Raw genomic sequence first — 23,100 nt, forward strand, 5'->3', positions numbered from 1 at the left:
CAGGCTCACGGCACGAGGCGGCGGTGCCGGGCGGCTCGGTCGCGGTCGCCGCCGCGCTCCAGCAGGTCGACCAGTTCCGACCGCAGGCGCGGGTTCATGCTCCCGATCGACGCGGCGGTTTCGAACAGCCGGAGTGCCTCGTCACGGCGGCCGCGGGCCAGCTCGCAGCGGGCCAGGTAGCTCCAGTCGGCGGACGTGCGCCGGATGCGCGTCAGCTCCCGGAAGTGGTCGGCGGCGGCGGCGTAGTCCCCGCGGCGGTAGGCGTCGTCGCCCAGGAGGAACAACGCGTCGGTGCGAGGCTCGGGGTCGAGTGCGGCGTCCTTCAGCGCCGCCTCGGCGTAGGCCCGGGCGTCGGGGAGGCCGAGTCGGAACCCCGTGACCGCCAGCGACGCCGCGACCTCCGAGTCGCGGGCGCCGGCGTCCCAGGCCTCGGCGAGCAGGTCACGGCCGCGGCGGGTCAGGTCGCGGGCCGCCGGGCCGATTTCGGTGTGAGCCCCGCCCTTCGTGTACGCGATGCCGAGGGCGCGCTTGCGGGCCGACTCGCCGAACCGAGACAGGTCGTGGAACGGCTCCAGCACCTCGCGGGCGCTCCCGCGCGGCGGCGGCGGGGGTGCGGCGTCCGTGTGGATCCCGACGCGGTGGTGACTGAACGCGACGTGCGGGATGTCCGTCCTCCCGGTCGGCATGTGGCAGTGGACGCAGCCGTTCTCGGGGTCGGCGGCGCGGCGGGCCGCGGGTGGGGACTTGCAGGCGGCTTCCGTGTGGCACGTCAGGCACACGCCGCGGAAGTGCGCCGCGCGCCCGGCCGCGTCCGGGAAGCCGTGCGGGTTGTGGCACGTCGCGCACGTCAGCGTGCCCGAGCGCTGGTAGCACTTGCTCTGGTGCATCTGCTCGACGTGGCCGGTGACCGTCATCCCGCGGTCGGGGTCGACGAGGCTGAAGACGACGTGGAAGTCTTCGAGCGGCAGCCCGGGCCGGTAGTCGGCGATGGTGCGGCCGGGGGGCGAGACGAACGTGTCGCCGGCCAGGTGGCACTGCTGGCAGACGGCCTCGGCGAGCGCCCGCGGCAGCCGGCGGGGGTTCACCACGGTGAGGTCGCCGGGGCCGTCGCGGGCCGGGTGCTCGCCGGGCGTGTCCTGCCAGTGGCTGACGTGAAGCTCCCCCGGCCCGTGACACCGCTCGCACCCGATCGCCGCCTCGACGACCCGGTACTTGTGGGTACTTCTGTCAAGCCGCTCGACGCGGCCCATGTGGCAGTAGACGCACAGCGGGCCGATCGGCCGCTCGAACCCGCGGTGGACGGGCTTGTCGTACCCCGGCGACATGCCCCACCCCTGGCGGGACGCGTACCACGTCACCGGCGACTCGGCGAGGAACCCGTCGGCGTCGCAGGCGAACGTCTGGGCGTGGCGGCCGGAGCCGAGGGCGAAAGCCACCGGCAGGTCGGTGAGGACCGCGTCGGCGCGGGCCGGGTCGAGGAGGAACTCGCGGTGCCGGGGCGTGCCGTCGACTCGCCGTACCTCGAACCGGCGGCCGGAAGCCGCGTGCTCGAAGGTGCCGTCGGGCGCCCCGGGCGCGGCGGCCGGTGCCGCCGACCGGCTCATGCCGGTCTTTAGGTACGAGGCATGGTCCTTGTCGTGGCAGCCGACGCAGACGGCGGAGCCGACGTAGGCGACGCCGGGCCGAGTGTTGAGGTATGGGCTCGCGGCGGTCTCCGGCGCGGCGGGCTCGACCACCGGCCGTGGCCGAAGCCAAAGCCACCACAAGCCCGCGGCGACGACCGCGATCGCGGCGACGACTCCAGCAACCCGTACGAGCGAGGGGGGCATGGGAGTTAGGATAGCCGCCGCGGGGGTAACAAAAAACCCCCGCGGGCGCGGGGGTGAGGAGTCGCTTCGCACGGATTCGACTCGGGGGTCAGGGTTTTGCGAACCGACCCCGAATTATCCCAATTCGTTCAAGCATCGGTGATTCCGTCGGCACGCGTGGACGCACCGGTTAGCGGCTGGCCAAGTGCTTGGCGGCCCACCGGGGCGGCATGTCGAGGGACTTCCCGGCGTGCCGGAGGAACAGCCAGAGTAGCGTTCCGGTCACGAGCGTGGCCGAGAGGAGGCCGCCCAGCCAGACCCAGCGGTCGCCGCCGGTCTGGGCGATGGGGATCGCCACGGTTGCCATTGCCAGGCCGAGGGACGCGACGGCGAGCACGACGATCAGGAGGACCTTCCAGGCGGACATGGGGGGAGACCGTAGGGCCGAAGTGGGCGGCGGGAATTCGCCGCGTGCAACTACACCCTAACAGTTTCCAAAATTTTAAACCATGCCAATCTTCGCCGGCCACGACATTTGGGGAAGGCAGCGGCTACTTCCGTCGGCCGGCCGTGCCCTTCTTGGTGTTGGCGATCGGCCCCCGGGAGGCCTGCGGCCCTTTGGCCCCGACGGCCGCGCCCTTCGGTGTCACCGTCAGGTTCCGGGACATGACCTTTCCCGCCAGGCTTGTGGTCGGCGGCGGCGGCAGCGCCGGGCTCGCGGCCGTCCGCTTCTCCGCAGCCGGTCGCACGAACCGGGGCAGCTTCGGGTGCTCCGCCGCAGCAGCAGGAGTAGGAGCCGGTGTCTCGGCCTCGGGCGCGGGGTCGACCGGCGGCACCGGCTCGGGACCGGCGACGGCGGCCGGTGCCTTCCGACTTCCGCCCCGGGGGCCCGCCTCGCGGTCCAACTTCTCACGCCGCGACAGATTCATTGAACGCCTCGGTGCTGGGCGAAGGGTACATACCACGAGTAGATAGCAGGATGCGGGGTGCGACGCCAGCCGTGAAGTACCGGCGAGGAGGTTGTCGTCGCGGCCGTCGCCTCGCGTCATAGCTTCAGCAGCAGGACGCACAGGGGAATCGCGAGTGCCCCTCCGAGCGCCAACCCGATCGAGCAGCCGACGAGGAACGAAGATTCGGCGGGTTCGGCCGGGCGTACGGGCGTGAAGACCGATGACGACATGCCACCCACCCGACGGAGGGACCGGACGCACGGGCGGTGCATCCTAGCACAGACCCGGCGCCCCAGGTGTCCGACGGCCGGTTCACCGATTCCTGACCCCGCGCCTCCCGGTTAGCCGATACTATTCGGTAAGCCCGGGCTTCCCCCGGCGAGGAGACGCGATGAATACGTTCCGGCAGTCGCAGCGGTCCAACGCGTGGGTGGTGTACCAGGCGGCCGTCAAGGGGCATCCGACGGGGCCGAACGCCGTCTGCGACCAGGCCGCGTGGGAGGCCCTGGAGGCGTCGGCCCCGGGCCACAACCGGCTGATCCGCGCCGGCATCCCGAGCGAGGGCGAGGCCGAGCGGCTGGCCCGGGGCAACTCCGGCGACTCCGTCCCGCGCGGGACGCGCGCAACCGCGGCGTGACGGCGCCGGACGTGCATGGTGTGGAGCAGGGCCGCGCCGCGGACGAGCGGTCGCGGCCCCACACACCGGCGAGGGCGGCATGGAACGGGTGAGCGACGGGTGGATCACAACCGGCTCGGTCGGCGGGCATCAGACCGCGGTTACCACCTTCCTCCGCGCCCGCGGGATGCGGGTGACGGGCGAGCAGAGCGGGGAGGTTCATGCCCGCCACGAAGCCTGTTGGTTCGGCCCGGTGCTCGGGCGACTGGCGCCTCTACGGTGGCTCCCTTACCAGGCGGTCATCAAGCTCCAGCACCGCGAGAGGGGAGTCGGGGTCCGGGCCGAGTTCGAGGCCGCCGCCCCGCCCGACGGCCGGCGCGCGGCCGACTACCGGACTCTCTTCGCCCGCTGGATGGCCGAGCTCCGTCAGGTTCTCCCGGACACCGGCCCGGGCGTCTCGGCCGTGCCCCCCGCCTGACCGTCGAGTCGTCCCGCGCCCGCGCCCCGGCGGGCCGGATATTTTAACTTTTGCTCTAGTTTTCGCGCCAGTCCACGGGTAAGATTCTGGGGAGTGCTCTTCATTCCTGGTGCCAACCGCCTCCACCAGCAGTCCCTACTCCTGGACGTGGCCGACATCAAGTGTGCGGAGCGGGTGTTCTAACCCCCGCGAGAGCCGCCACTCCCGCCCACCGGACCCGTTCCGGGCGGCCGTGCCATTCCACACGAGTTCCACCATGGCCGGGCGAACCCTGAGCCGCCGCGCCCTGCGCGACGAGCACGACCACGTCGAGGCCGACGCGAGCGACGACACGGTAGACGACGACGACACCTCGGCACCCGCCAAGAAGCCGCGCGCTCGTAAGACCGCGGCGAAGGCGGCCAAGGTGCCCAAGGTGCCGGCCAAGCCGCGGGTGCGGAAACGAACGGCCAAGGTTCCGCCGCGGATGGTCGCCCGGTGGGCGGTGTGCGACGGCGGGTTGAAGCGGGTCGCGGTGTTCGAGTACCGCGACCGGGTCGGGGCCGACGCCCGGCTCGCCGAGTACCGGGAGCGGAAGACCGGGACGTACTGTCTACAACTCGTCAAGGACCCCTACGAGCCGCCGGCGGCGGCCGTCTGACCACCCAACCCGCCCGATTCCGCCCTCCCTTTCGGGAAAGACAGTCCGATGCGAATGAGTCAGGTCGGCGACCGGGTTTTGGTCCACTTCGTGAAGCGGTACGCGGACGGGGCGGTCCGATCCTCGCCGGACGCGGCGCCGCTCGGCGTGACCGTCGGCACCCGCCACCCGCGGCTCCCCGGGCTCTGGGGCGAACTGGTCGGGCTGAAGGCCGGCGACACGGCGCGGTTCACCGTCCCGGCCGACCGGGCGTTCGGCGCCACCGACCCCACCCGCGTCGTGTGCGTCTCGCGGACCCGGTTCGCGGCCGAAGCGACCCTCACCCCGGGCCGGCCGGCGCGAATGCGGCTGAGCGGCGGCCGGTCGCGGCGGGTGCGAGTGATCGAGGTCCGCGCCAAGGATGTGCTTGTGGATGCCAACCACCCGCGCTGCGGCCAGGCGCTCGACCTGGAGGTGCGACTCGTCGCCTTCGAAGCCTCGACCGCGCCCGCGAACTGAGACGCGATCGGTCCGCCCGCACCCGCCGCCCGGAGGGCAGCCGATGACCGACATTCCCACCGCGAAACCGGTCGCCGACACGGACCGGCTGCTGGCGTATGTCGCCGACCTGGAGTTGGAGGTGGACCGCCTCCGCCGCCAGAGCCGGTTCCTCGAACGGCAGGCGACGAAGTCGCTCGCCCACATCCTCTCGCTCTGTACTGGCCGGGACCTGGGCGTTCCGCATCCGACGCTCGGGGAGGTCGAGGCCACCGCCCGGGGGCTCGTCGAGGTGGTACAAGACCTTCACGACCCGCCCGGCTACCACCCGGCCCACGACCAGGTGGTGGCGATAGCCGTCCGCCCGGTCGCCGAGCAGGTGTTCCGGTGGCAGCAGCGGCTGACGGGCGCCCGCCGGGTGGAGCTGCGGCTGGAGTTGGAGCAGGACCACGTCGAGTGGTTCCCTGCCCGGTTCCGGCACATCCTCGGGAACCTGGTCGCCGACGCCCTCCGCCACCGCGACCCGGCAGCGGACCTGGGGTGGGTCGCGGTCGGGCTCCGGGCGACCCCGAAGGGGTACGAGTTGCGGGTGTCCGACAACGGGGTCGGGCCGCCGAGTGGGGTTGATCGGCGGGTACTCGACCTGTTCCACCGGCCCGCGAGTCGGCTGGGCGGCTTGGCCGCCGGCCTCGCCGTGGTCCGCCTGCTGGTCGAACAGAGCGGCGGGACGATGACCCCAACCCCTCGTGCCGGCCGCGGCACCGACTACCTCGTCACCCTGCCGCGCTACGACCTCCTCGACTACCTTGACTGACCCCGCCCACACGCCCCAGATTCGGAGTACGTATGTCGAAGCAACTCGCCGCCCTGGCGGAGATCGAGTCCTCTGGCGCGACGAACGCCGTCGGCCGGGCGGTACTGTCCGCCCTCGGCCGCCCGGCCGAGTTCCTCCGGGTAACTGCGACCCGGGTGACCGAAACCAGCCACCGGGTGAACGTGCTCGTTGGGGGCGACCCGACCAAGGCCCGGATCGCCCACAGCTTCTTCGTCACCACCGACGCCGACGGGAAACTGACCGGGTCGGCCCCGCCGATCGTCCGCAGCTACTGACCGCTACCGCCGCTGCGGCCGCTCGCCGTCGGGCTTGAACGCCAGGACGTACGCCGACCAGTTCGGGCCGACGTACCGCGGCTCGATCAGGATGAACCCCGCCCGTGCGACCGCCCGGTCGGACGGGAACGAGCGGAACTGGTCGAGGTGCCCAGGGTCGCGGCCGATTGCGTCCCGGGCCGACACTCCGGACCCTTCCAGGTGGCCGGGCGGGTCGAGTGTCACCTCGCGGACGGCGAAGCCGGGAAAGCCGGGCTCCGCCGTAGGGTCGAGGTCGAGCAGAATGGTGATGGGAGTCGAGAACCGGCGGTCCACAACCAGGTAGCGTGTCCCGTCCTCGTCGGCGAGGCGGGCGGGTCGTTCGTTGCGCTTCACGTGGTGCCTCCGTCGGTGTGTATGGTGCGGGGCGGGGTGGGTTAGTACCGCCGCCCGCCGCCGCCGCCGCCGCCACCATACCCGCCACGCCCGCCACCACCTCCGCGGTCTTCCTTCGGCCGGGCCTCGTTCACCGTCAGCGGCCGGCCGTCCACCACCACCGTGTTCATCGCGGCGATCGCCGCCTGGGCTTCCTGGTCGGTCGTCATCTCGACGAAGCCGAACCCCTTCGACCGACCGGTGTCGCGGTCCATCACCACCTGGGCGAGCTGGACCGACCCGTGAGCGGAGAACAGCTCCCGCAGCTGGTCGTCCGTCACGCCCCAGCCCAGGTTGCCGACGTACAGGCGCTTTGCCATGACTGCTCCGGCGGCCGGTCCCGGCCGCTTTCGAGCGTGAGGAGCCCCCCGGGACCGGGGGGTACGTGCGAACCGGCCGGGAGCTCCGGCTGCGGCGGCGACGCCGGTCGAGCGTTCCTGGGGGCGGCGCCGGAAGAGACCGGGACGGCACCAAGAGGTGGCGGGACGGGAGAAGCAGTCGAGTTCGAGCGTCGGCCCGCGGGTCTGTCCCGCGGGTGCGGGTTGATGCTAACCGGGGCCGAGCGCCGGGGCGAGAGGATTCCGCGGAATAGTTCGGCCCTGCGCGTCAGAGCGGCGGCCACCCGCCGGCGAGCCCCTCGCGCTCGATGTCCTTGACCTCGGCCTCGGACACGCCGAACTGTCCGGCGACGGCGGCGCGCGACGCGGCCACGGTCATTCCGCCGTCCTGAGCCTCCACCACGGCCCGGAAGATGTCCTTGCGGGGGTCCGCGGCGGGAGCGTCGGTCGTCTCGTCGGCGGTCATGTGTTCGACTCCGGGCGGGTGCGGGCGAGCCGGCCGTCCGGCGGCTTTACTGTATCGGTCGAAGACGTGCGAGGCATGAAATCCGGATTCGGCTAGGTTCCGCGGTCCGGACCCGGTATAGTTTTAATGTGGAGGGCCGACCGGCCCGTCCGACGACGAACCCGCAGCCTCTCAGCTGGCCCGTCTTGGTCGCGTAGCTCCGAGATCACCTCCCGAAGCCGCCCCCCGAGATCGTCCGACCGATGTGGCCGCCCGGCGCGGGCCGACGCCCCCGCCGCGTTCGCGCGTCCGCCCCGCCGACCGTCGGCGGGGCGCCGTATCTCGTAGCGCGGCCGGACCTCCGGCCGCAGAAGGTGTTTCGTGAGCAAGAAGCTGTACGTGGGGAACCTGGCCTTCGGCACTACCTCGGACGACCTGCTGGAGCTGTTCGGCCGGTACGGCCAGGTGTCGAGCGCCCAGATCGTGACCGACCGGGAGACCGGGCGGAGCCGCGGGTTCGCGTTCGTCGAGATGACGAACGGCGGGGACGAGGCGATTCAGGCGACCAACATGGCCGAGTTCCAGGGCCGCAACCTGACGGTGAACGAGGCCAAGCCCCGTGAGGACCGGCCGCGGTCCGGCGGGTCGGGCGGCGGCGGCGGGTACGGCGGCAGCCGCGGCGGGTCGGGCGGCGGCGGCGGGTACGGCGGCAGCAGCGGCGGCCGGCGGTACTAACCCGGCACCGGAAAAACGTTGTAAGCTAGAAAGCCCGGGGACCGCAATCCCCGGGCTTTCTGCCACTTGCCCCGCACCACCTTCACCACACGGACCGCTGCATGTCCTGCTCCCCTGGCCAGTCGGACCTCGACGCGCCCGCTGCGGAAATCTCGAAGCCACTCTCGAAGGCCGCCCGACTGGCGACCCTGGCCACGGTCGTCGTCCCGCTCGTCGGGTTCGCCGCCGCCGTCGTCTCGACCTGGGGGTGGGGGTTCGGTTGGGTCGAACTCGGGCTGCTGGTCGGGATGTACGTGCTCACCGGGCTGGGCATCACCGTCGGGTTCCACCGCCTGCTGACGCACCGGAGCTTCGAGACCACCCCGGCCGTCCGGTTCGTCCTGGCGGCCCTCGGGTCGATGGCGGCGCAGGGGCCGGCGCTGCGGTGGGCGGCGTTCCACCGCCGGCACCACCAGCACAGCGACACGCGCGACGACCCCCACACCCCGCACGGCCACGGCGGCGGGATATGGGGCGTGGTGCGCGGGTTCTGGCACGCCCACCTCGGGTGGGCCTTCCGGTCGGACGCGGCCGGGCTGGACCGGTACGTCGCGGACCTGCGGCGGCTCGCCTCGGTGCGGGTGGTGAGCGCCCTGTTCCCCCTGTGGGTCGCGCTCGGAATGCTCATCCCGGCGGCGCTGGGCGGCGTGCTGACCGGGACGTGGACGGGGGCCCTGCTGGGCTTCCTGTGGGGCGGGCTGGCCCGGGCGTTCCTGGTCCACCACGTCACCTGGAGCGTGAATTCGGTGTGCCACCTGTGGGGGACGCAGCCGTACCCGGACAAGGACCACAGCCGCAACAACCTGTTGTTCGGGGTGCTGGCGCTGGGCGAGGGGTGGCACAACAACCACCACGCCTTCCCGACCTCGGCCCGTCACGGCTTCCGGTGGTGGCAGGTGGACGCGAGCTACTACGCCATCCGGCTGCTGGAGACGGTGGGGCTGGCGTGGAAGGTGCGGGTGCCCGCCGTGTGCACGGCAGCGGATTGACGGCGCAGGCCCGTCCGTGACTGGCGGGCAGTGACGGTTGCTCGGGAGCTCGGCCGGGGTAAGGCTCGGCAGCCCCCCGCTCGACCAACTGGCCGGAACAGTCTCCGATGGCGCCCGCCATAACGACCTATTCTCCGACCTCCTCCCGGTCCGAGACCGCAGGCTTTTCGCCGACCACCGGCTCGACCGCCCGCTCGAACCCGAACCCGAACCCGATCCCGCCGCGACCGACACTCTGACCGCACTCGGTTAGCTGTGGGCGAAGGAAGGCGGCCGGCTCGACAAGTACCCGAACGAAGCGGGCTCGAATACCTCTCATCCGGCCCGTGCTCGGTGCTCTCGGGTGCGAGTTCCGGTATCAAGGTCGCGCTCGGATGCGGGATCCGATTACGCCCCGTTCCTGAACGACGACGACTTCGGCGCGGCGTTGGCGGACGTGACGGCAGGCCTCACGTCCGCCAACTCGAGCGCGGGGGGGGGCCGTCTACGACCCGCTCAGCGAGGACGGCCGCGGGTTCCTCAAGCCCGCGGCGAAGCGGGCCGCGTGGGTGCGGCACGCCGAAGTTACGGCCGGACTCGGTTGCATGCCCTCGGTGCAGTGGCAGCGAACCTCCTCGGCGAGACCGTGCTGGGCTGCGAACCCGCCGCCCTCCGGATGAGCAGAACCAACGACGGGAGCAGTAACGGGAGCGGTAGGAATCGGCAGCGGGGGGGGTCTCAGGCTGAACGGTGAAACCGACGGTTGGGAAGGCGACAAGGCGGACACGAAAAAACCCCTGCGGGTGCAGGGGTTTGCGAGCGATCGGGTTCAATCGGGGGTTCCTGAGAAAGAGGCCTCGCCCGGATTCGAACCGGGGAATGACGGTTTTGCAAACCGTGACCGCGCCGACGCTAACGCCGTCCTTGTATGCCTTTCCGCGACCGCTCCCCATCCCGGAGCAGCACCGGGAGCAGCAGCCCACGCCGATCCGGCCCTCGCCGCCGTGGTCGCCGCATGGCCGACCCTCCCCGAGCCGCTCCGCCGGGCCGTGCTGGCGCTGGTCGGCGCTGCCGACTCTGCGGCCGGCGGGAAGGGTGGTGACTGACCGTGGCACACCGTGGCAGACAGAACGCCGACGACCTCCTGGCCGCCGCCCTGGCCGCCGGGAAGACCGCCCGGGAGGCCGCGACCTCCGCCGGTGTGGCCGAGCGGACTGTCTTCCGCCGGCTGGCCGACGACCCGTTCCGCCGCCGGGTGTCCGAACTCCGGGCCGCGATGCTCGGCGCCGCCGCCGCCGGCCGGCTGGCGGACACGATGACCAGCGCCGCCGACTTGCTCCGGGGGCTGCTGGCGGACCCCGACCCGGACGTGCGGCACCGGGCCGCGGTGAAGGTGATCGAGCTCGGGGCGAAGCTGGGCGAGCTGACCGACCTCGAGCGGCGGATTGCCGGGTTGGAGGCCGCCACCGACTCACAGAAGGGGGTGACCGATGGGCCGTGACTTGCGGGGCCGGTTGCGCCGGGTCGAGGTGAGGGCGGCGCTGCAGGCTGGCGCCGACATGCCACTGGTGGTGGAAGTCCTGCCGGCGGGGATGGACGGGCTGACCGATACCCGCGAGCTGTCGCCCGGTGTTCACCGGCTCGGGGCGGGTGCGACGCGCACCTACGTCTACCACCCTGCGAGTGGCCCCGACCCCGCTGTGCTGGACGATCTCCGCCGCCGGTTCCCGACCGCGCTGCAGATCGTGCTCGGCCCCGAACACGTCCCGCCGCCCGCCGACGTGCCAACCTGACGGAGCCCCGCCGACGGGCCTTACTGGCCTTCCTCGACCGTGGTGTACGACGGGGACGACCCCGTCCCGGCGATCCTGACCCGGTTCGATCCGCCCCGCGGTCCTGCGCCTGCTCGTCATCATCAGCCGCCCAGATGCGGTGCCACCGCCAGAGCTTCCCTGAGTCAGCCTGGCTGGGGATTCGTTGGGACGAGGTCCGACCCCTGGCGCCGGCGCCACCCCACCCCTGGCACCGGCGCCACCCCCGCCCAGTCTTATTCTCTGTCTTATCCCCATTACCCACTTCCCGGTCGCTCGGCGGCCGCACCTCTTGCACCCGTTCGCCACCCACCGCGGGCGAGGGTCAGACGCCAAACGGCCAACCTCGACGACGTGACTGACCATCCGGGGGATGGCGGCAGGGGTCGCGGGGCGGTAGACTCCGGGCCGGGAGGTGCCCCCGTGTCCGACCTCGACGCCCTCGTCGCGGCCGCCCTCGGCCGGCCCGGGGACGAGACGCCCCGGCTCGTCCTGGCCGACTGGCTCGACGACCACGACCACCCCGACCGGGCGCTCGTCCTCCGGCTGCCCGGGTGGTGGGCCGTCGTCCCGACTGTCGTCGCCCGCGGGTTGTACCGCTACCCGACCACCCCACGCGCCCGCTACCTGGTCTGGCAGCCCGACGCCGTCCGCCGCCCGGAGTTGCTCCCGCACGCGCGTGACCCGGCCTGCGTCGTCGCCACGGTCCGCCGCGGCGCTGCCCGCCGGGCCGGGGTCGTCTGCCACTGCGGGGCGGCGGGCGGGATGCTGGAGTTCACCGGCGGGGCGTGGCACTGTACCGCCGTCTGCCCGCCCTCCGAGGATTGCCGCGCCGTGTGGGAGGCCGATCGCCGGGCGTACCTCGCGGCGGCCGCCGACCGGCTGCTGCCGGGCGTGTGACCCCCCGCGGCCGCCCCGGCGGGCGGGATGGCCCCGATCCACCACCCCCGCGAGGGCCGCCTGTCGTGTTCCGGTGCTGGTGCTGCGAGGTTCGCATTGGACACTCCCTCGACCCGTGCGACTGCGCGGCCGAGTACTGCGGGCCGTGTGGCCGGTGCGAGGAGCACTGCCGCTGCGACCCCGCCCCCGACGTCGTCTGGGCCGCCCCCTCCGACCCGTCCGGCACACTACCACAGTCGCCGGCTCTGCCGCCGCGGTCGCCGGCAACGGGCGGATTCTGATTGCCTCGCCCATCGCGGGCGCGGGATAATCGCCCGGCCATCCCCGCGGAGAATCCGCCGTGACCGACACTCGATCCCGTGTCCTCATCGCCGGCTCCCGTACCTTCGCCGACTACCCTCTGCTGTGCGCCACCCTCGACCGGCTCCTGGCCGGCCGCGGGCCGGTGGCGGTCGTGTCCGGCGGGGCCGGCGGGGCCGACCGGCTCGGCGAGCGGTACGCGGCCGCCCGCGGGCTGGCGGTCGAGCGGTACGTGCCCGACTGGGATGCCCACGGCCGGGCGGCCGGCCCGATCCGCAACCGCGAGATGGTCGCCGGGTGCGCCCTGGCCGTGTTCTTCTGGGACGGGCAGAGCCCGGGCACCGCCGACGCCATCGCCCGGGCGCGCAAGGCGGGGGTGCCGGTCGAGGTCGTGCGGTACGCCGACCCCGCCCCGCCCCCGGGTACGCCGGCCCCGCCCGCGCGGGCAGTCCCCCAGGCCACCCCGGTCGCGCCCCCGGCCCCGCCGACCGGCGGCCCGCCACCGCCCCCGGCGCCGCGGCTGCTGGACCGGGTGCGGGACGCCCTCCGGGTGCGGCACTACGCGATCCGCACCGAGCGGGCGTACACCGACTGGGTCCGCCGGTTCGTCCTGTACCACGACAAGCGCCACCCCGACGGCATGGGGGCGGCCGAGGTGACCGCCTTCTTGACCCACCTGGCGGTCGAGGGGGAAGTCAGTGCGAGCACCCAGAACCAGGCGTTCAGCGCGCTGCTGTTCCTGTACCGGCACGTCCTCGGGGCCGAGCCGGGGAAGATCGCCGGGGTCGTCCGGGCCGCCCGCCGGCGGGCCGAGCCGGTCGTCCTGACCCGGCCGGAGGTGACCGCCGTCCTCCGGAAGATGCCGGACCCGTACCGGCTGATGTGCGAGTTGATGTTCGGGAGCGGGCTGCGGCTTATGGAGGTCCTCCGGCTACGGGTCAAGGACATCGACCTGGACCGGGCCGAGATCACAGTCCGGATGGGGAAGGGCGGGAAGGACCGGCGGACCGTGCTGGCGGAGGCCGTCCGGCCGCGGATGCTGCTCCAGCTGGACGAGGTGCGGCGGGTCCACGAGCTCGACCTGGCGGCCGGGCGGGGGCGGGTGTGGCTGCCGGAGGCGCTGGCGCGGAAGCTACCGGGGGCGGCGGCCGAGTACAAGTGGCAGTGGGTGTTCCCGTCGGGTAGACTGTCGATCGACCCGCGAAGCGGGGAGGAGCGGCGGCACCACGCGCACGAGTCGAGCCTGTCGCGGGCGGTGACCGGGGCGGTGGCGGCGGCGGGGCTGTCGAAGCGGGCGACGAGTCACGCGTTCAGGCACAGCTTCGCCACCCACCTGTTGGAGGCGAAGTACGACATTCGAGTCATTCAGGAGTTGTTGGGCCACGCGAACGTGGAGACGACGATGATCTACACGCACGTGCTGAACAAGGGGGGGCGGGGGGTGCAGAGTCCGCTGGACGCGGAGTAGGCCTTCGCAAGGTGCGTTAGCAGGATAGATTGCAAAGCTGTTCGGATCGAAGTTCGGCGGAAGTGGTTTGTGGCGGAGCTGTTACCGCCGCCGGATCCCCGTCGGTGGCGAAATGTGATAGATTGCAAAGCCGCAAATCACGCACTGGTTCGGCGACGGAGGCGTCTTAGCGGTGGCATTCCCCGAACTCGATGATTTCCCGGAGCGGCACCCCGGCCCCTACGAGTGCCAGATGGGCGGGATCATCACAGACTTGCTGCGGGTGTTCGTCGGCAGGGTGCCGGACGCCGAGAGCCACGCCCGCGTCGCCGAGTTGGCCGCCACGCCGGCGCGGTGGTCGGCCGGGCACGCGGTGTTCGACGAGATCCGCCGCCGGCTGCTGGCGGCGATGAAGGCCAAGGATGTGCCGCGGGAATGCCAGCACCACTTCGAGGAGTCGTGCTGCCAGGCCCTGTACAACGCCACCGCCCCTGCCGACCCGTTCGACCCCGGCTCGGCGTTCTTCGTGGCCCCGCAGGCGCTCGGGCTGGCGCGAGCGGTCGGGGTTCCCGCCGCGGAGGTCGTGGCGGTGCTGGCCCCAGAGCCGTAGCCGGCCGAACCCCACGCTGCAGCAGACCGCCAGCTCAATCGCGCTTTTCAGCGGCATGGGTGGGCCGGCCCGTGGTACGATTCCCGGGCGGCTGCTGAGCTTTCTGTTCGGCGGCGGAGGGCTTACGAAGGGTGAGCGTCAAAGTCCTCGCGCTCGACTTGGAGCGCACCCTGATCGACAACGCCCTCAGCGGTCGCCCACGCCCCGGCCTGTCCGAGTTCCGGTGGGAGACTCCGTCCGTCACCGCCGACACCGTGAGCCGACCCTTCGAGTACGTGGTACTGGACACCCCCGGGCTGGCCCGTGCCGCTGACCCCGAAGCGTTCGCCGAGTACTTCCCCCGGGCCGCAGACGGCGTGGTCGAGTTCACCAACCTCGGCGGGGATGCGGTTCTGATCGCCCCGTCCCCGGTTGCCGACCGCTCCGCCTACGGGCACCTCGGGGCTTTCGTGCGGCATGCCCCGGAGACGCAGCGGGACGCCCTGTGGCGGGCCGTCGGAGAGGCGATGGCCCGGCGGATCGGGGCCAAGCCGGTGTGGCTCAGTACCGCCGGGGCCGGGGTGCCGTGGCTGCACGTGCGGCTGGACGACCGGCCCAAGTACTACGGGTTCGCCCCTTATCGTTAGCAGGCGGCCGAACCCCACGCTGCAGCAGACCGCCGGCTCATTCGCGCTTTTCGCTGGCTCGCGGCGCCCGGTTCTGATCTGCTACCCGGGCGGCTGCTGAGCTTGTTGTTCGGCGGCGGAGGCACTCGGTGGTCGAAGCGTCGGTGACGCAGCTGCGGGAACTCGCCCTCGCCATCCCACGGCCCGGCTGCGAATGGGAGGACCGGCCGCGGTTCGACTCGCCCACCGCGCCCGAGATCGTCGCCGCATTTGAGCGGGCCGCCGGGTTCCCGCTGCCGGCCGACTTCCGTGCGTTCCTGGCCTCGACCGGCGGCGTGGTGGGCATGTCCGTCCACAACGGCTACTGGTTGGGCAGCGTTGATCGCCTGTCGCTTTCGGACTTCCCACAATCGGCCGGCGGAGAGTCGGTCGCCCCGGTCGGCACCGACGGCGGCGGCAATGCCTTCCTGTTGTCGGCCAGCGGCCGGGTCTGGCGGTGGGATCACGAGACGGGTAGTGTGTCGCAGGTGGCTACGACGTTCGCAGGCTTCCTGGAGCGGGTTGTCGCCGACTGGGCGGCCTACGTCGCCGACACGCCGGGGTGGCGGTTCCTGGTTTAGCCCCAAACGCCGAACCCTACGCTGCAGCTGACCCGGCCCGCCTTTTCTGCCTGTGACACCGAGCTGTCACGGGCGGGCCGGGCAGCTGAGCTTTTCGTTCGGCGAGGTCGATCCACGGAAGCGAGTCCCAATGAGGTGGAGCGGCGGGGTCTCTGAGGGGAAACCGGCGACGGAACTCTATCTGGCGGCGCCACCCGGAATAGCCGCTTCGGGGTCCGGGCCGCCGGTCCCAGTCTGGGCCTTACTCGACACCGATGCGCCCACCACTCGGGTCAGGGCGGCGCTCCTGATCCAGGCAGGCGGGGAGCCCCTCGGCGGCTCCCCGCCGCTGTACCGTGTGCGTATTTGCTTTGTCGATTGGTTCTACGCCCGGCGGTACGGCGGCCCCGGCGTCCACTTCCTCGACCGGGTTGTGGCGGCGGATCAGGACCTCGCCGGGCCGGAGATGACCCTCGGCCGGGACATCCTCTCGGAAGGGTCACTGACCGTGGACAGCCAAACCCGAGGGTTCCGACTGGAACTCCTGACAGACAATGAAGCGGCGGGCGGTGGGTGATGGTACGCTGTGGAGCGGGTGCCGCGCCGAACCAGACGTTTCACATTAGCTGACCCTCTCGTCGAGCTTCAACTGTTGCACCGGGCGATCGCGACATCCGTAGCGTTTACTGCTGCGGAGTTCGAGAGTTGCGCCACCGCGTGAGGCGTGTGCTTCATGCGGGCAACAGTCGGGGTTCGTCGGCATCCTGGCCGGAATTCGTCCCTGGTGTGGGGAGGGATTCCGTGTCTCGACAGAAGATCGTCATCTACTGCCGGTACTCGTCCGACATGCAGCGGGCCGACAGCTGCGCCGACCAGGAGCGGGCCGTCCGGGCCGTCCTCATGCGGCACGGATACGCCGCGGACGACATCATTGTCATCAAAGACGAGGCCGAGTCTGGGACCAAGACGGCGCGCGAGGGCTTCCAGCTGCTCCGCGCGATGATCGCCCGCGGGGAGGTCGCCGCCGTCGCGGTCGACGACCAGTCCCGGCTCGCCCGGGACAACAACTCTTTCGCGTTCATCCAGGACCTGGTGTTCGCCGGCGGGCGGTTCCTCAGCACCGGGGAGGGGATCGACACGGACGTCTCCGGGTGGGAGCTTAAGGTGCAGGTCCTCCAGCTCCACCACGGGCAGACCGTCCGCGACCTCCAACACCGGGTCCGCCGCGGCCAGGAGGGGCGGGTCCGGGCCGACGGCAGCGCCGGCGACTTCCCGTACGGGTACGAGTCCTTCTACCTCGACCCGGACTGGGCCGCGCAGCTCGCCCGCCGCGGCCCCAAGCCCAAGAAGGGGGTCCGGGTGTGCGAGGTCGAGGCGGGGTGGGTGCTGCAGGTGTTCGCGTGGTTCGTCGCGGGGTACTCGATCGGGTGGATCGCGCGGGAGCTGACCCGCCTCGGGGTGCCCAAGGGCGGCCGGGCGACGACCCCCGGGTGGCACCCCCAACAGGTCCACCGGATCCTCACCAACGCCAAGTACGTCGGCCACTGGGTGTGGGGCATGACAACGACCGTCCGCGACTCCGGGGGCCGTAAGAAGCAGGCGGCCGTGCCCCGCGGGCAGGAGGTGACGCGGGACCGGCCCGACCTGCGAATCGTCGAGCAGGGCGTGTGGGACCGGGCCGCCACCCGGCTCGCTGAACTGGGCGCGACGTTCGGGACGAAGGACGGGCAGAAGCGGCGCGGCCCGAAGCCCAACCCGGCGGACATCTACCCGCGGTCGCCGCTCGGCGGGATCCTCACGTGCGGGGCGTGCGGCGCCAAGCTGTGGCTGCACCACAGCAACGCCCGCCGGTACTACGCCTGCCCGGGGGCGAAGAAGGGGCTGTGCGGGATGACCACGCAGGTGCCGGCCGACCGGGCGGAGGGGGCGCTGACCGCGTACCTCCTCGACCTCCTCCGCGGCTGGCCGGACTGGATGGGGGTACTCTTCCGGCTGACGTGCGACGCCGTCCGGGCGGCCGCCGACCGGGTGCCTGCGGAGCGGGAGCGGGACGCCCGGCGGGCCGACGACCTCGACCGTCAGATCCGCAACCTGGTGGACGCGCTGGCGGCCGGCGGGTTGAGCAGCCCGGCGGTCGCCGCCCGCCTCCGGGAGGCCGAGGGGGAGAAGGCCGAGGTCGAGCGCCGGCTGGCCGGGTACGCGGCGGTCGGCTCGGCCGCTGTCGCCCTGCCCGACGAGGCGTGGGTGGCGGCGCGGCTCGGGGAGTGGGCCGCCCGCGCGGCGTCGGCGGCCGGCCCGGAATCGCTCCTCCGACTCGCGCTGGCGTCGGCGGCCGCCGAACCGGTGATCGCCGCCGGCAAGAAGCGCGGGTTCGTCCGGTTGCGGGTCCGGGTCAACGCCTGGGGCGCCCTGGCCGCCGCCGCGGGGGATTCCCTCCCCGCGACGGTACGGCACGCGCCGGCGGCGCCCGCGGACCCCGGCCCGGAGTTCAGCCTCGACCTGGGCGAGCCGACGGCGATGGACCGCTGGGCGCCGGCGATCGCCGAGTGGCGCGCGGCTGGGGTGACCTGGGAGGAGATTGTCCGGCGCACGGGCATGGATCTGAACCGCGTCTTCGTCGCCTGGAAGAGGTACACCGGCGCGTCCGGGGACGGCCCGCAGGCGGCGTGAGTTCGACCGACTGATGATCGGCTTCGAGGCCCGGCAAGGTTGCCGGGCCTCGTCGTTTTTCGTCCCGCCAGATTCCCGACACGAGGAGGAGATCATGCCGAACTGGTGGTTGATCTGGGCCGAGCGGATTGCCCGCGTCCTCGCCGAGGCGTGGCTGCGGTCGCGGCACGCCGGTGGTACCGGGCCGGCCGCGCCGGCCGACCCGGACGCGAACCTCGACCCGGGTGCTCCGGTGGCGGAGGCGCCATTCAACGACCCGGCGCCGCCGGGGGTGCTCCCGTGACGCGCCTCCGACACCTCACCCTCGACCGGCCGCTGGCCGTGATCGACCTGGAGAGCACCGGCACCGACCCCGCGACCGACCGCGTCGTCGAAGTCGCTGTCCTGACGGTCGCCCCGGACGGCACCGATGAACTGTTCGCGACGCGGGTAAACCCGGGCCGCCCGATCCCGGCCGCCGCGTCCGCGGTCCACGGCATCGGCGACGCCGACGTGCGGGACGCCCCGGCGTTCGCGGCGCTGGCCCCGGTCCTGGCCCGGCGGCTCGCCGAGTCCGACCTGGCCGGGTTCGGCATTGCGGGGTTCGACCTGCCGCTCCTGGTGAACGAGTTCGCCCGGGCCGGGGTAGCGTTCTCCCTCGCCGGGCGGGCCATCCTGGACGCCCTGGCAGTGTACCGCCGGCACGAGGCCCGCACCCTGTCGGCGGCGGTCGCGTTCTACCTCGGTCGGGACCACGCGGACGCCCACGCCGCCGGCGCCGACGCGGTCGCGGCCGCCGCCGTACTCGACGCCCAGGTGGCCCGGTACGGGTTGCCGGCGGCGCCGGCCGACCTACACGCCGTGCTCGTCGAGGTGGACGTGGCCGGCAAGTTCCGGCGCGGCCCGGGCGGGGCGGTGGTATTCGCCTTCGGCAAGCACGCCGGGCGGCCGCTGGCCGACGTGGCCCGCACCGACGCGGACTACCTGGGGTGGATGCTCACCCGTCCATTCCTGGTCGATGCCCACGACCTGGTGCGGGCCGCGCTCGCCGCCGTCCACGGGCGGCGCTAAAGATCGATCACCATTGCGTCATAATAACAGAGAGGCCGGTTAGCCCGGCTCCCGCCCCGCCACATCCACGACTGATCGGGAATTCGCCATGAACGTGTTCCGCCCCCCACCACCACCCGACCCCGCTCGCGACAAGTTCGCTCTGGCCCGCAAGGAGTTGTCGGCCGCCCTGATCGAACGCGACGAGGAAATCGACCTCGCCCTCACCGCCCTGCTCGCCAACGAGCACGTCCTGCTGGTCGGCCCGCCCGGGTGCGGCAAGAGTTTGCTGCTCGACAGTCTCCTGTCTTGGACCGGCGGGAGCAAGTTCTCGATCCTGCTGACCAAGTTCACCACCCCCGAGGAGGTGTTCGGGCCGGTCAGCCTGGCCGGCCTGAAGGAGGACCGGTACGTCCGAGTCACGGCCGGCCGGCTGCCGGAGGCCGACTTCGCGTTCGTCGATGAGGTGTGGAAGGCCTCCAGCGCGGTCCTCAACACGCTCCTCAAGATCCTCAACGAGCGGACCTACGACGCCGGCGACGGGGTCGCCCGCCGGGTGCCGCTCCGGCTGTGCGTCGCGGCCTCGAACGAGTGGCCGAGCCCGGACACCGGCAAAGAGTTGTCCGCCCTGCTGGACCGGTTCGTCCTCCGCGCCACGGTCTCCCCGATCCGCTCGCAGGCCGGCCGGCAGCGGCTCCTGTGGACCCGCGACCATGCCCCCAAACTCACCACCGCGGTGACCCCGGCCGAGGTCGACCAGGCCCGGCGGCGGGCGCAGAGCCTGCCGTGGTCGGCCGAGGCGAAGGAGGCACTGGAAGTGATCCTGAAGGAGCTGGCGAAGGAGGGAGTGCGGCCGGGCGACCGGCGGCAGTTCAAGACGGTCGGCGTGGTACAGGCGTTCGCCTACCTGTGCGGCGCCGACGAGGTGCAGCCCGAGCACCTGGAGGTCGCCCGGCACACCCTCTGGGACGACCCGCAGGAGCAGCCGCAGGCGGCCGCCCGGGTGATCGCCAAGATCGCCAACCCGGTCGGGATGCGGGTCACGCAGTTGCTGCTCGAGGTCGAGGAGGTGCTGGCCGCGGCCGAGGTGCGGAACCTGGCCGACGCCGCCCGGGCCGCGGCCAAGCTCGCGGAGGTCGACCGGCAGCTCGCCGGGCTCACGGGGAACGGCCGGGTCGCGGCGGGCCGGGCGTACGTGAAGGACCAGCTCCGCCAGCTCAAGCTCGCCTCGATCGAGGCCGTCTGACCCCGTCCCGGCCCGTCAACACCCCACCGCATCGAACCCGACGGCCGTCCGCGACCCGGTGCGCGCGGCCGCGCGCACCGGGTCGCGGGCGGCCGCAGTCCCACACCCACGACCCGAGGAGGACATGGACCCGAACGACCTGCTGAAGTTGCTCGACCTGGACGGCAAGCCGCCCGCCGCGCCGGCGGTGTCCGGGGTGGTGATCGCACCCGCGGCCGGCCCGACTCCGATGGCCGACGCCGGCCCGACGGCGCTGGAGGTCGACGCCTGGGGGCTGCGCCGCGGGCGCGACCTGGTCGCCGAGAGCCCCCGGCTCCGGGACGCGGGCACCGGCGAACACGCTGCCGCCGACTTCTTCTGCGCGGGATTCGACCCCGACCCCCGGCTCCGGGAGTCGTGCGCCGACCCGCGCCGGCACCGCTACCTCGCCCAACTCCTGGACACCCCGGAGTACCGCGCCCTGCACGCGGCCACTCACCTCGACGACACCGCCGCCGGGATCGCCGCGGCCCACTTCGCCGAGCAGTTCGCCGCACTCGAACGGGAGGCGGCGGCCGGGGCGGCGCCGGGGGCGGGGGACGGGCTGGCGGTGGAGATGGCCACCCTGCGGGCCGTGGGCCGGGCCGTCGCGGCGGCCGGGACGGAGGTCACGGAGCTACACGAGGCGGCGGGCGCGCTCGGGATGGGGCCGGGGATGCCGGGCGCGAACAACCCGGCGGCTGTGGCCGCGCTGTTCCGGCAGGTGCGGGGCGACCCCGCCCTACGGCGGATCTGCGACCTCGCCGGTCGGTTCCGGCGGGTCGCGCAGAGCAAGCAGCGTATGAAGGCGACCCACGGGCTGGACGACGTGGTCGGGGTCGAGCCGGGCGGGGACGTCGGTCGGCTGCTGCCGTCCGAGCTGGTGCGGCTCATGGTCCCCGAGCTGGAGCTCGACACCCTCCGGCGGATCGTCGAGCGTCAGGCCCTGTGCCGGGAGCACCACGCGGTCGAGCCGGCCGGGAAGGGGCCGGTCGTCGTGTGCCTCGACGAGTCCGGCTCCATGTCCGGGGAGAAGATCCACACCGCCAAGGCGCTGGCGCTCGCCCTGGCGTGGGTGGCCCGGAGCCAGCGGCGGTGGTGCGCGCTGGTGGCGTATTCCGGGGACAGCGGCGAGCGGCTCCTGCCGCTGCCGCCCGGCCGGTGGGACGAGGCGCGGCTCCTGGACTGGCTCGCCGCGTTCATCGGTCGCGGGTCCGAGATCGACATCCCCGTGCGGGAGTTGCCCCGGATGGTCGCCGACCTGAAGGCCCCGCCGGGGGTGACCGACGTGGTGTTCGTCACGGACGCGAAGTGCCGCCTCCCGGCCGACGTGCGGGAGGCGTTTCTCGCCTGGAAGCAGTCGGCCCGCGTGCGGCTCGTCACGCTGGTGATCGAGAACGCGCCCGGCGACCTCGCCGGCGTCTGCGACGAGGTCCACGTCGTCCGCTCCCTCGGCCCGGACGGCGACGCCGTCGGCCGGGTGCTCTCGCTGTAACCCGTCGCCCGGCCGCCGCACCACCACGACCCGCGAGCGGACACGGCGTCCGGCCCCGGCGTGACGTGGTCTCTGCCGGTTCCGACGCGCCCGTCCCGGCCGCGCGCTGGGGAGGGTCGCTGCACTCCCGTTTCCCACCCACCGGAGGTGTCCCATGCCCGCGACCGCCGCGGCCCCGTTCCCACTCCCCATCGGCACCACGCTGCTCGGCGAGGTGATCTCGTGGACATGCTCGGGGGTGACCGTCACCCACCCGACCCTGCTCGCCGCCCTCAAGGACGCCGGCCTCGACGAGAACGTCGCCCGCGAGCTGGCCCCGAAGCACGCCTTCACCCGGGCGTGCAAGAAGCTCTGCGACCGCCGCATCATCCGCCAGGTCGGCGAGGACGAGGCGAGCGTCCGGTTCCAGTTCACGGCCGAGAGCCGGGACGGGGACCGGTTCGAGTACGCCCTCGAAACCATGCTCACCCTGGACAAGAGGACCGGGTCGGTGACCTGCGACCTGCCCGGCCTGGCGACGCTCGCCCAGGAGGAGCTCGACCGCGCGACCGACGCCCGGACGGGAAGTGACGTGACCAAGGTGATCCAGAAGCTGTTCGAGCGCCACGCGGACCTGTTCCCGGTGCGCCCGCAGGGCGGCGTGTACTTCGTCCCGGACCGCCACGGCGCGTTCGTCGACAAGGTGCAGGTCATGCTCGGCCGGCTGAACGGCCAGATCCTCCGGTTCCCCGTCCCGCGCGGCCTCCCCGAGGGGGATCGCTCGGTGAAGGAGTCGGTCGCCGCCGGTCTCGCCGCCCTGGTGGACGAGCACCGCAAGGCGGTGGCGGCGTTCGGCATCGACACCCGGGAGGACACGCTCAAGCGGGCGGCCGACAAGATCCGCCAGACCCGGCTGAAGGTCGAGGCGTACGCCGAACTGCTGAGCGAGGAGAAGGGGCGGCTCGACCGGGAGCTGGCCTCCGCCCGGGACGAGTTGCGGCACAAGGTCGACCAGCTCGCCGCCACCGCCGTCGCCTGAGCCCACCAACGGGAGGACGCTGTGCTCTTGCCCACGATCCCGCCGGGCGACCTGGCCCGGCACCTATGGTTCGCCACCACGCCGGCCCTGTGGCCGGCGTGGCCGTTCCTGCCCGTCATCCGCCACGGCCGCGGGGCGATCGACCTCGGTCTGATGTTCGACGCCCGCGGGGCGTGCGGGCTGACCGGATACTCCGCGACTGTGTTCCTGACCAACGTGTTCGCCCTCCCGCGAACTCTCGACCAATTCCTCGCCCTCCCGAAGGAGGTGTTCGACGACGGCGAGGAGATGCTGGCGGGTGGATGGCGGGTGGACTGAATCGACTCCCCGAAAT

Annotated in this window: 28 protein-coding genes and 1 tRNA gene; 22 read left to right on the top strand and 7 right to left on the bottom strand. The window is 72.6% G+C overall.

Translation table 11 applies throughout. The features are described from left to right. Positions 1–5 precede the first annotated feature (5 nt). The 3 genes from ETAA1_RS08085 to ETAA1_RS08095 all read right to left on the bottom strand — a co-directional run bounded on the left by ETAA1_RS08085 (position 6) and on the right by ETAA1_RS08095 (position 2,644). Positions 6–1,829: a tetratricopeptide repeat protein gene (locus ETAA1_RS08085; RefSeq protein WP_145236095.1), complete on the bottom strand. Its 1,824-nt coding sequence runs from the start codon at positions 1,827–1,829 to the stop codon at positions 6–8. Between the two features lie 169 nt (positions 1,830–1,998). Beyond that, a complete protein-coding gene (locus ETAA1_RS08090; RefSeq protein ID WP_145236098.1) occupies positions 1,999–2,235 on the bottom strand; it encodes a hypothetical protein in 237 nt (78 codons plus the stop codon). Between the two features lie 124 nt (positions 2,236–2,359). Continuing rightward, positions 2,360–2,644 (bottom strand): hypothetical protein, encoded by a 285-nt coding sequence (locus ETAA1_RS08095; RefSeq protein WP_145236100.1) that lies wholly within the window; start codon positions 2,642–2,644, stop codon positions 2,360–2,362. A gap of 505 nt (positions 2,645–3,149) precedes the next feature. Here ETAA1_RS08095 and ETAA1_RS08100 point away from each other — a divergent pair. From ETAA1_RS08100 to ETAA1_RS08125, 6 genes are all read left to right on the top strand, one after another. Then, positions 3,150–3,395, top strand: a complete 246-nt coding sequence (locus ETAA1_RS08100) for a hypothetical protein (RefSeq protein WP_145236103.1) — start codon at positions 3,150–3,152, stop codon at positions 3,393–3,395. A gap of 79 nt (positions 3,396–3,474) precedes the next feature. Then, the gene (locus ETAA1_RS31660) at positions 3,475–3,852 is read left to right on the top strand and encodes a hypothetical protein (RefSeq protein WP_202920746.1); all 378 of its coding nucleotides are present in this window, start codon (positions 3,475–3,477) and stop codon (positions 3,850–3,852) included. Between the two features lie 256 nt (positions 3,853–4,108). Then, positions 4,109–4,492 carry a hypothetical protein gene (locus ETAA1_RS08110; protein WP_145236109.1) on the top strand — a complete coding sequence of 128 codons (384 nt, stop codon included), beginning with the start codon at positions 4,109–4,111 and terminating at the stop codon, positions 4,490–4,492. A 48-nt stretch (positions 4,493–4,540) separates the two neighbouring features. Next, complete coding sequence (locus tag ETAA1_RS08115) at positions 4,541–4,990, top strand: FKBP-type peptidyl-prolyl cis-trans isomerase (protein ID WP_145236112.1); 450 nt, start codon at positions 4,541–4,543, stop codon at positions 4,988–4,990. A gap of 43 nt (positions 4,991–5,033) precedes the next feature. Beyond that, the gene (locus ETAA1_RS08120) at positions 5,034–5,783 is read left to right on the top strand and encodes a sensor histidine kinase (RefSeq protein ID WP_145236114.1); all 750 of its coding nucleotides are present in this window, start codon (positions 5,034–5,036) and stop codon (positions 5,781–5,783) included. Between the two features lie 32 nt (positions 5,784–5,815). Next, complete coding sequence (locus ETAA1_RS08125; protein WP_145236117.1) at positions 5,816–6,079, top strand: hypothetical protein; 264 nt, start codon at positions 5,816–5,818, stop codon at positions 6,077–6,079. 3 nt (positions 6,080–6,082) lie between these two features. Here ETAA1_RS08125 and ETAA1_RS08130 read toward each other — a convergent pair whose 3' ends face one another. The 3 genes from ETAA1_RS08130 to ETAA1_RS08140 form a co-directional block, all read right to left on the bottom strand. Next, complete coding sequence (locus ETAA1_RS08130) at positions 6,083–6,454, bottom strand: hypothetical protein (RefSeq protein WP_145236119.1); 372 nt, start codon at positions 6,452–6,454, stop codon at positions 6,083–6,085. A 41-nt stretch (positions 6,455–6,495) separates the two neighbouring features. Further along, entirely contained in the window at positions 6,496–6,813 is a 318-nt protein-coding gene (locus ETAA1_RS08135) for an RNA recognition motif domain-containing protein (protein ID WP_145236122.1), read from the bottom strand. A 286-nt stretch (positions 6,814–7,099) separates the two neighbouring features. After that, positions 7,100–7,297 carry a hypothetical protein gene (locus ETAA1_RS08140; RefSeq protein WP_145236124.1) on the bottom strand — a complete coding sequence of 66 codons (198 nt, stop codon included), beginning with the start codon at positions 7,295–7,297 and terminating at the stop codon, positions 7,100–7,102. A gap of 360 nt (positions 7,298–7,657) precedes the next feature. Here ETAA1_RS08140 and ETAA1_RS08145 point away from each other — a divergent pair, with 360 nt between their 5' ends. Beyond that, positions 7,658–8,011, top strand: a complete 354-nt coding sequence (locus ETAA1_RS08145) for an RNA recognition motif domain-containing protein (protein WP_145236127.1) — start codon at positions 7,658–7,660, stop codon at positions 8,009–8,011. 101 nt (positions 8,012–8,112) lie between these two features. Next, positions 8,113–9,039 (top strand): acyl-CoA desaturase, encoded by a 927-nt coding sequence (locus tag ETAA1_RS08150; protein ID WP_145236130.1) that lies wholly within the window; start codon positions 8,113–8,115, stop codon positions 9,037–9,039. 831 nt (positions 9,040–9,870) lie between these two features. Here the strand turns inward: ETAA1_RS08150 and ETAA1_RS31665 are convergent. Further along, positions 9,871–9,938 (bottom strand) — tRNA-Cys (locus tag ETAA1_RS31665). Positions 9,939–10,126: 188 nt separating this feature from the next. Between ETAA1_RS31665 and ETAA1_RS08155 the strand changes: the two genes are divergently transcribed. From ETAA1_RS08155 to ETAA1_RS08215, 14 genes are all read left to right on the top strand, one after another. Continuing rightward, positions 10,127–10,519: a hypothetical protein gene (locus ETAA1_RS08155; protein WP_145236133.1), complete on the top strand. Its 393-nt coding sequence runs from the start codon at positions 10,127–10,129 to the stop codon at positions 10,517–10,519. Further along, positions 10,509–10,811 (top strand): hypothetical protein, encoded by a 303-nt coding sequence (locus tag ETAA1_RS08160; protein WP_145236136.1) that lies wholly within the window; start codon positions 10,509–10,511, stop codon positions 10,809–10,811. Before ETAA1_RS08155 ends, ETAA1_RS08160 begins: the two co-directional genes overlap by 11 nt. A gap of 441 nt (positions 10,812–11,252) precedes the next feature. Then, positions 11,253–11,729 (top strand): TIGR02996 domain-containing protein, encoded by a 477-nt coding sequence (locus ETAA1_RS31670; RefSeq protein ID WP_202920747.1) that lies wholly within the window; start codon positions 11,253–11,255, stop codon positions 11,727–11,729. A 340-nt stretch (positions 11,730–12,069) separates the two neighbouring features. After that, positions 12,070–13,497, top strand: coding sequence for an integron integrase (locus tag ETAA1_RS08170; RefSeq protein WP_145236142.1), 1,428 nt, complete (start codon positions 12,070–12,072; stop codon positions 13,495–13,497). 172 nt (positions 13,498–13,669) lie between these two features. Continuing rightward, entirely contained in the window at positions 13,670–14,086 is a 417-nt protein-coding gene (locus ETAA1_RS08175; RefSeq protein WP_145236144.1) for a hypothetical protein, read from the top strand. A 131-nt stretch (positions 14,087–14,217) separates the two neighbouring features. Further along, positions 14,218–14,712 (top strand): DUF6940 family protein, encoded by a 495-nt coding sequence (locus ETAA1_RS08180; protein WP_145236147.1) that lies wholly within the window; start codon positions 14,218–14,220, stop codon positions 14,710–14,712. A 128-nt stretch (positions 14,713–14,840) separates the two neighbouring features. Then, positions 14,841–15,311, top strand: a complete 471-nt coding sequence (locus ETAA1_RS08185; RefSeq protein ID WP_145236150.1) for an SMI1/KNR4 family protein — start codon at positions 14,841–14,843, stop codon at positions 15,309–15,311. Between the two features lie 780 nt (positions 15,312–16,091). Next, the gene (locus ETAA1_RS33390; protein WP_145236153.1) at positions 16,092–17,960 is read left to right on the top strand and encodes a recombinase family protein; all 1,869 of its coding nucleotides are present in this window, start codon (positions 16,092–16,094) and stop codon (positions 17,958–17,960) included. Between the two features lie 94 nt (positions 17,961–18,054). Continuing rightward, entirely contained in the window at positions 18,055–18,243 is a 189-nt protein-coding gene (locus ETAA1_RS31675) for a hypothetical protein (protein ID WP_202920748.1), read from the top strand. Continuing rightward, complete coding sequence (locus tag ETAA1_RS08195) at positions 18,240–19,010, top strand: 3'-5' exonuclease (RefSeq protein ID WP_202920749.1); 771 nt, start codon at positions 18,240–18,242, stop codon at positions 19,008–19,010. Before ETAA1_RS31675 ends, ETAA1_RS08195 begins: the two co-directional genes overlap by 4 nt. A gap of 88 nt (positions 19,011–19,098) precedes the next feature. Further along, positions 19,099–20,235, top strand: a complete 1,137-nt coding sequence (locus tag ETAA1_RS08200) for an AAA family ATPase (RefSeq protein WP_145236159.1) — start codon at positions 19,099–19,101, stop codon at positions 20,233–20,235. Between the two features lie 124 nt (positions 20,236–20,359). Beyond that, a complete protein-coding gene (locus tag ETAA1_RS08205; RefSeq protein ID WP_145236162.1) occupies positions 20,360–21,748 on the top strand; it encodes a hypothetical protein in 1,389 nt (462 codons plus the stop codon). 154 nt (positions 21,749–21,902) lie between these two features. Continuing rightward, a complete protein-coding gene (locus tag ETAA1_RS08210) occupies positions 21,903–22,766 on the top strand; it encodes a DUF6744 family protein (protein ID WP_145236165.1) in 864 nt (287 codons plus the stop codon). Positions 22,767–22,787: 21 nt separating this feature from the next. Then, positions 22,788–23,084 carry a hypothetical protein gene (locus tag ETAA1_RS08215; RefSeq protein WP_145236168.1) on the top strand — a complete coding sequence of 99 codons (297 nt, stop codon included), beginning with the start codon at positions 22,788–22,790 and terminating at the stop codon, positions 23,082–23,084. The last annotated feature ends 16 nt before the right edge of the window (positions 23,085–23,100 follow it).

Origin of the sequence: Urbifossiella limnaea, from assembly GCF_007747215.1 — a bacterium.
GTDB lineage: Bacteria > Planctomycetota > Planctomycetia > Gemmatales > Gemmataceae > Urbifossiella > Urbifossiella limnaea.

What these genes read in the sequence shown, in the direction of transcription:
- ETAA1_RS08085 (WP_145236095.1), bottom strand. Translation starts at nt 1,829, where the DNA reads ATGCCCCCCTCGCTCGTACGGGTTGCTGGAGTCGTCGCCGCGATCGCG.
- ETAA1_RS08090 (WP_145236098.1), bottom strand. Translation starts at nt 2,235, where the DNA reads ATGTCCGCCTGGAAGGTCCTCCTGATCGTCGTGCTCGCCGTCGCGTCC.
- ETAA1_RS08100 (WP_145236103.1), top strand. Translation starts at nt 3,150, where the DNA reads ATGAATACGTTCCGGCAGTCGCAGCGGTCCAACGCGTGGGTGGTGTAC.
- ETAA1_RS31660 (WP_202920746.1), top strand. Translation starts at nt 3,475, where the DNA reads ATGGAACGGGTGAGCGACGGGTGGATCACAACCGGCTCGGTCGGCGGG.
- ETAA1_RS08110 (WP_145236109.1), top strand. Translation starts at nt 4,109, where the DNA reads ATGGCCGGGCGAACCCTGAGCCGCCGCGCCCTGCGCGACGAGCACGAC.
- ETAA1_RS08115 (WP_145236112.1), top strand. Translation starts at nt 4,541, where the DNA reads ATGCGAATGAGTCAGGTCGGCGACCGGGTTTTGGTCCACTTCGTGAAG.
- ETAA1_RS08120 (WP_145236114.1), top strand. Translation starts at nt 5,034, where the DNA reads ATGACCGACATTCCCACCGCGAAACCGGTCGCCGACACGGACCGGCTG.
- ETAA1_RS08125 (WP_145236117.1), top strand. Translation starts at nt 5,816, where the DNA reads ATGTCGAAGCAACTCGCCGCCCTGGCGGAGATCGAGTCCTCTGGCGCG.
- ETAA1_RS08135 (WP_145236122.1), bottom strand. Translation starts at nt 6,813, where the DNA reads ATGGCAAAGCGCCTGTACGTCGGCAACCTGGGCTGGGGCGTGACGGAC.
- ETAA1_RS08140 (WP_145236124.1), bottom strand. Translation starts at nt 7,297, where the DNA reads ATGACCGCCGACGAGACGACCGACGCTCCCGCCGCGGACCCCCGCAAG.
- ETAA1_RS08150 (WP_145236130.1), top strand. Translation starts at nt 8,113, where the DNA reads ATGTCCTGCTCCCCTGGCCAGTCGGACCTCGACGCGCCCGCTGCGGAA.
- ETAA1_RS08160 (WP_145236136.1), top strand. Translation starts at nt 10,509, where the DNA reads ATGGGCCGTGACTTGCGGGGCCGGTTGCGCCGGGTCGAGGTGAGGGCG.
- ETAA1_RS31675 (WP_202920748.1), top strand. Translation starts at nt 18,055, where the DNA reads ATGCCGAACTGGTGGTTGATCTGGGCCGAGCGGATTGCCCGCGTCCTC.
- ETAA1_RS08200 (WP_145236159.1), top strand. Translation starts at nt 19,099, where the DNA reads ATGAACGTGTTCCGCCCCCCACCACCACCCGACCCCGCTCGCGACAAG.
- ETAA1_RS08205 (WP_145236162.1), top strand. Translation starts at nt 20,360, where the DNA reads ATGGACCCGAACGACCTGCTGAAGTTGCTCGACCTGGACGGCAAGCCG.
- ETAA1_RS08210 (WP_145236165.1), top strand. Translation starts at nt 21,903, where the DNA reads ATGCCCGCGACCGCCGCGGCCCCGTTCCCACTCCCCATCGGCACCACG.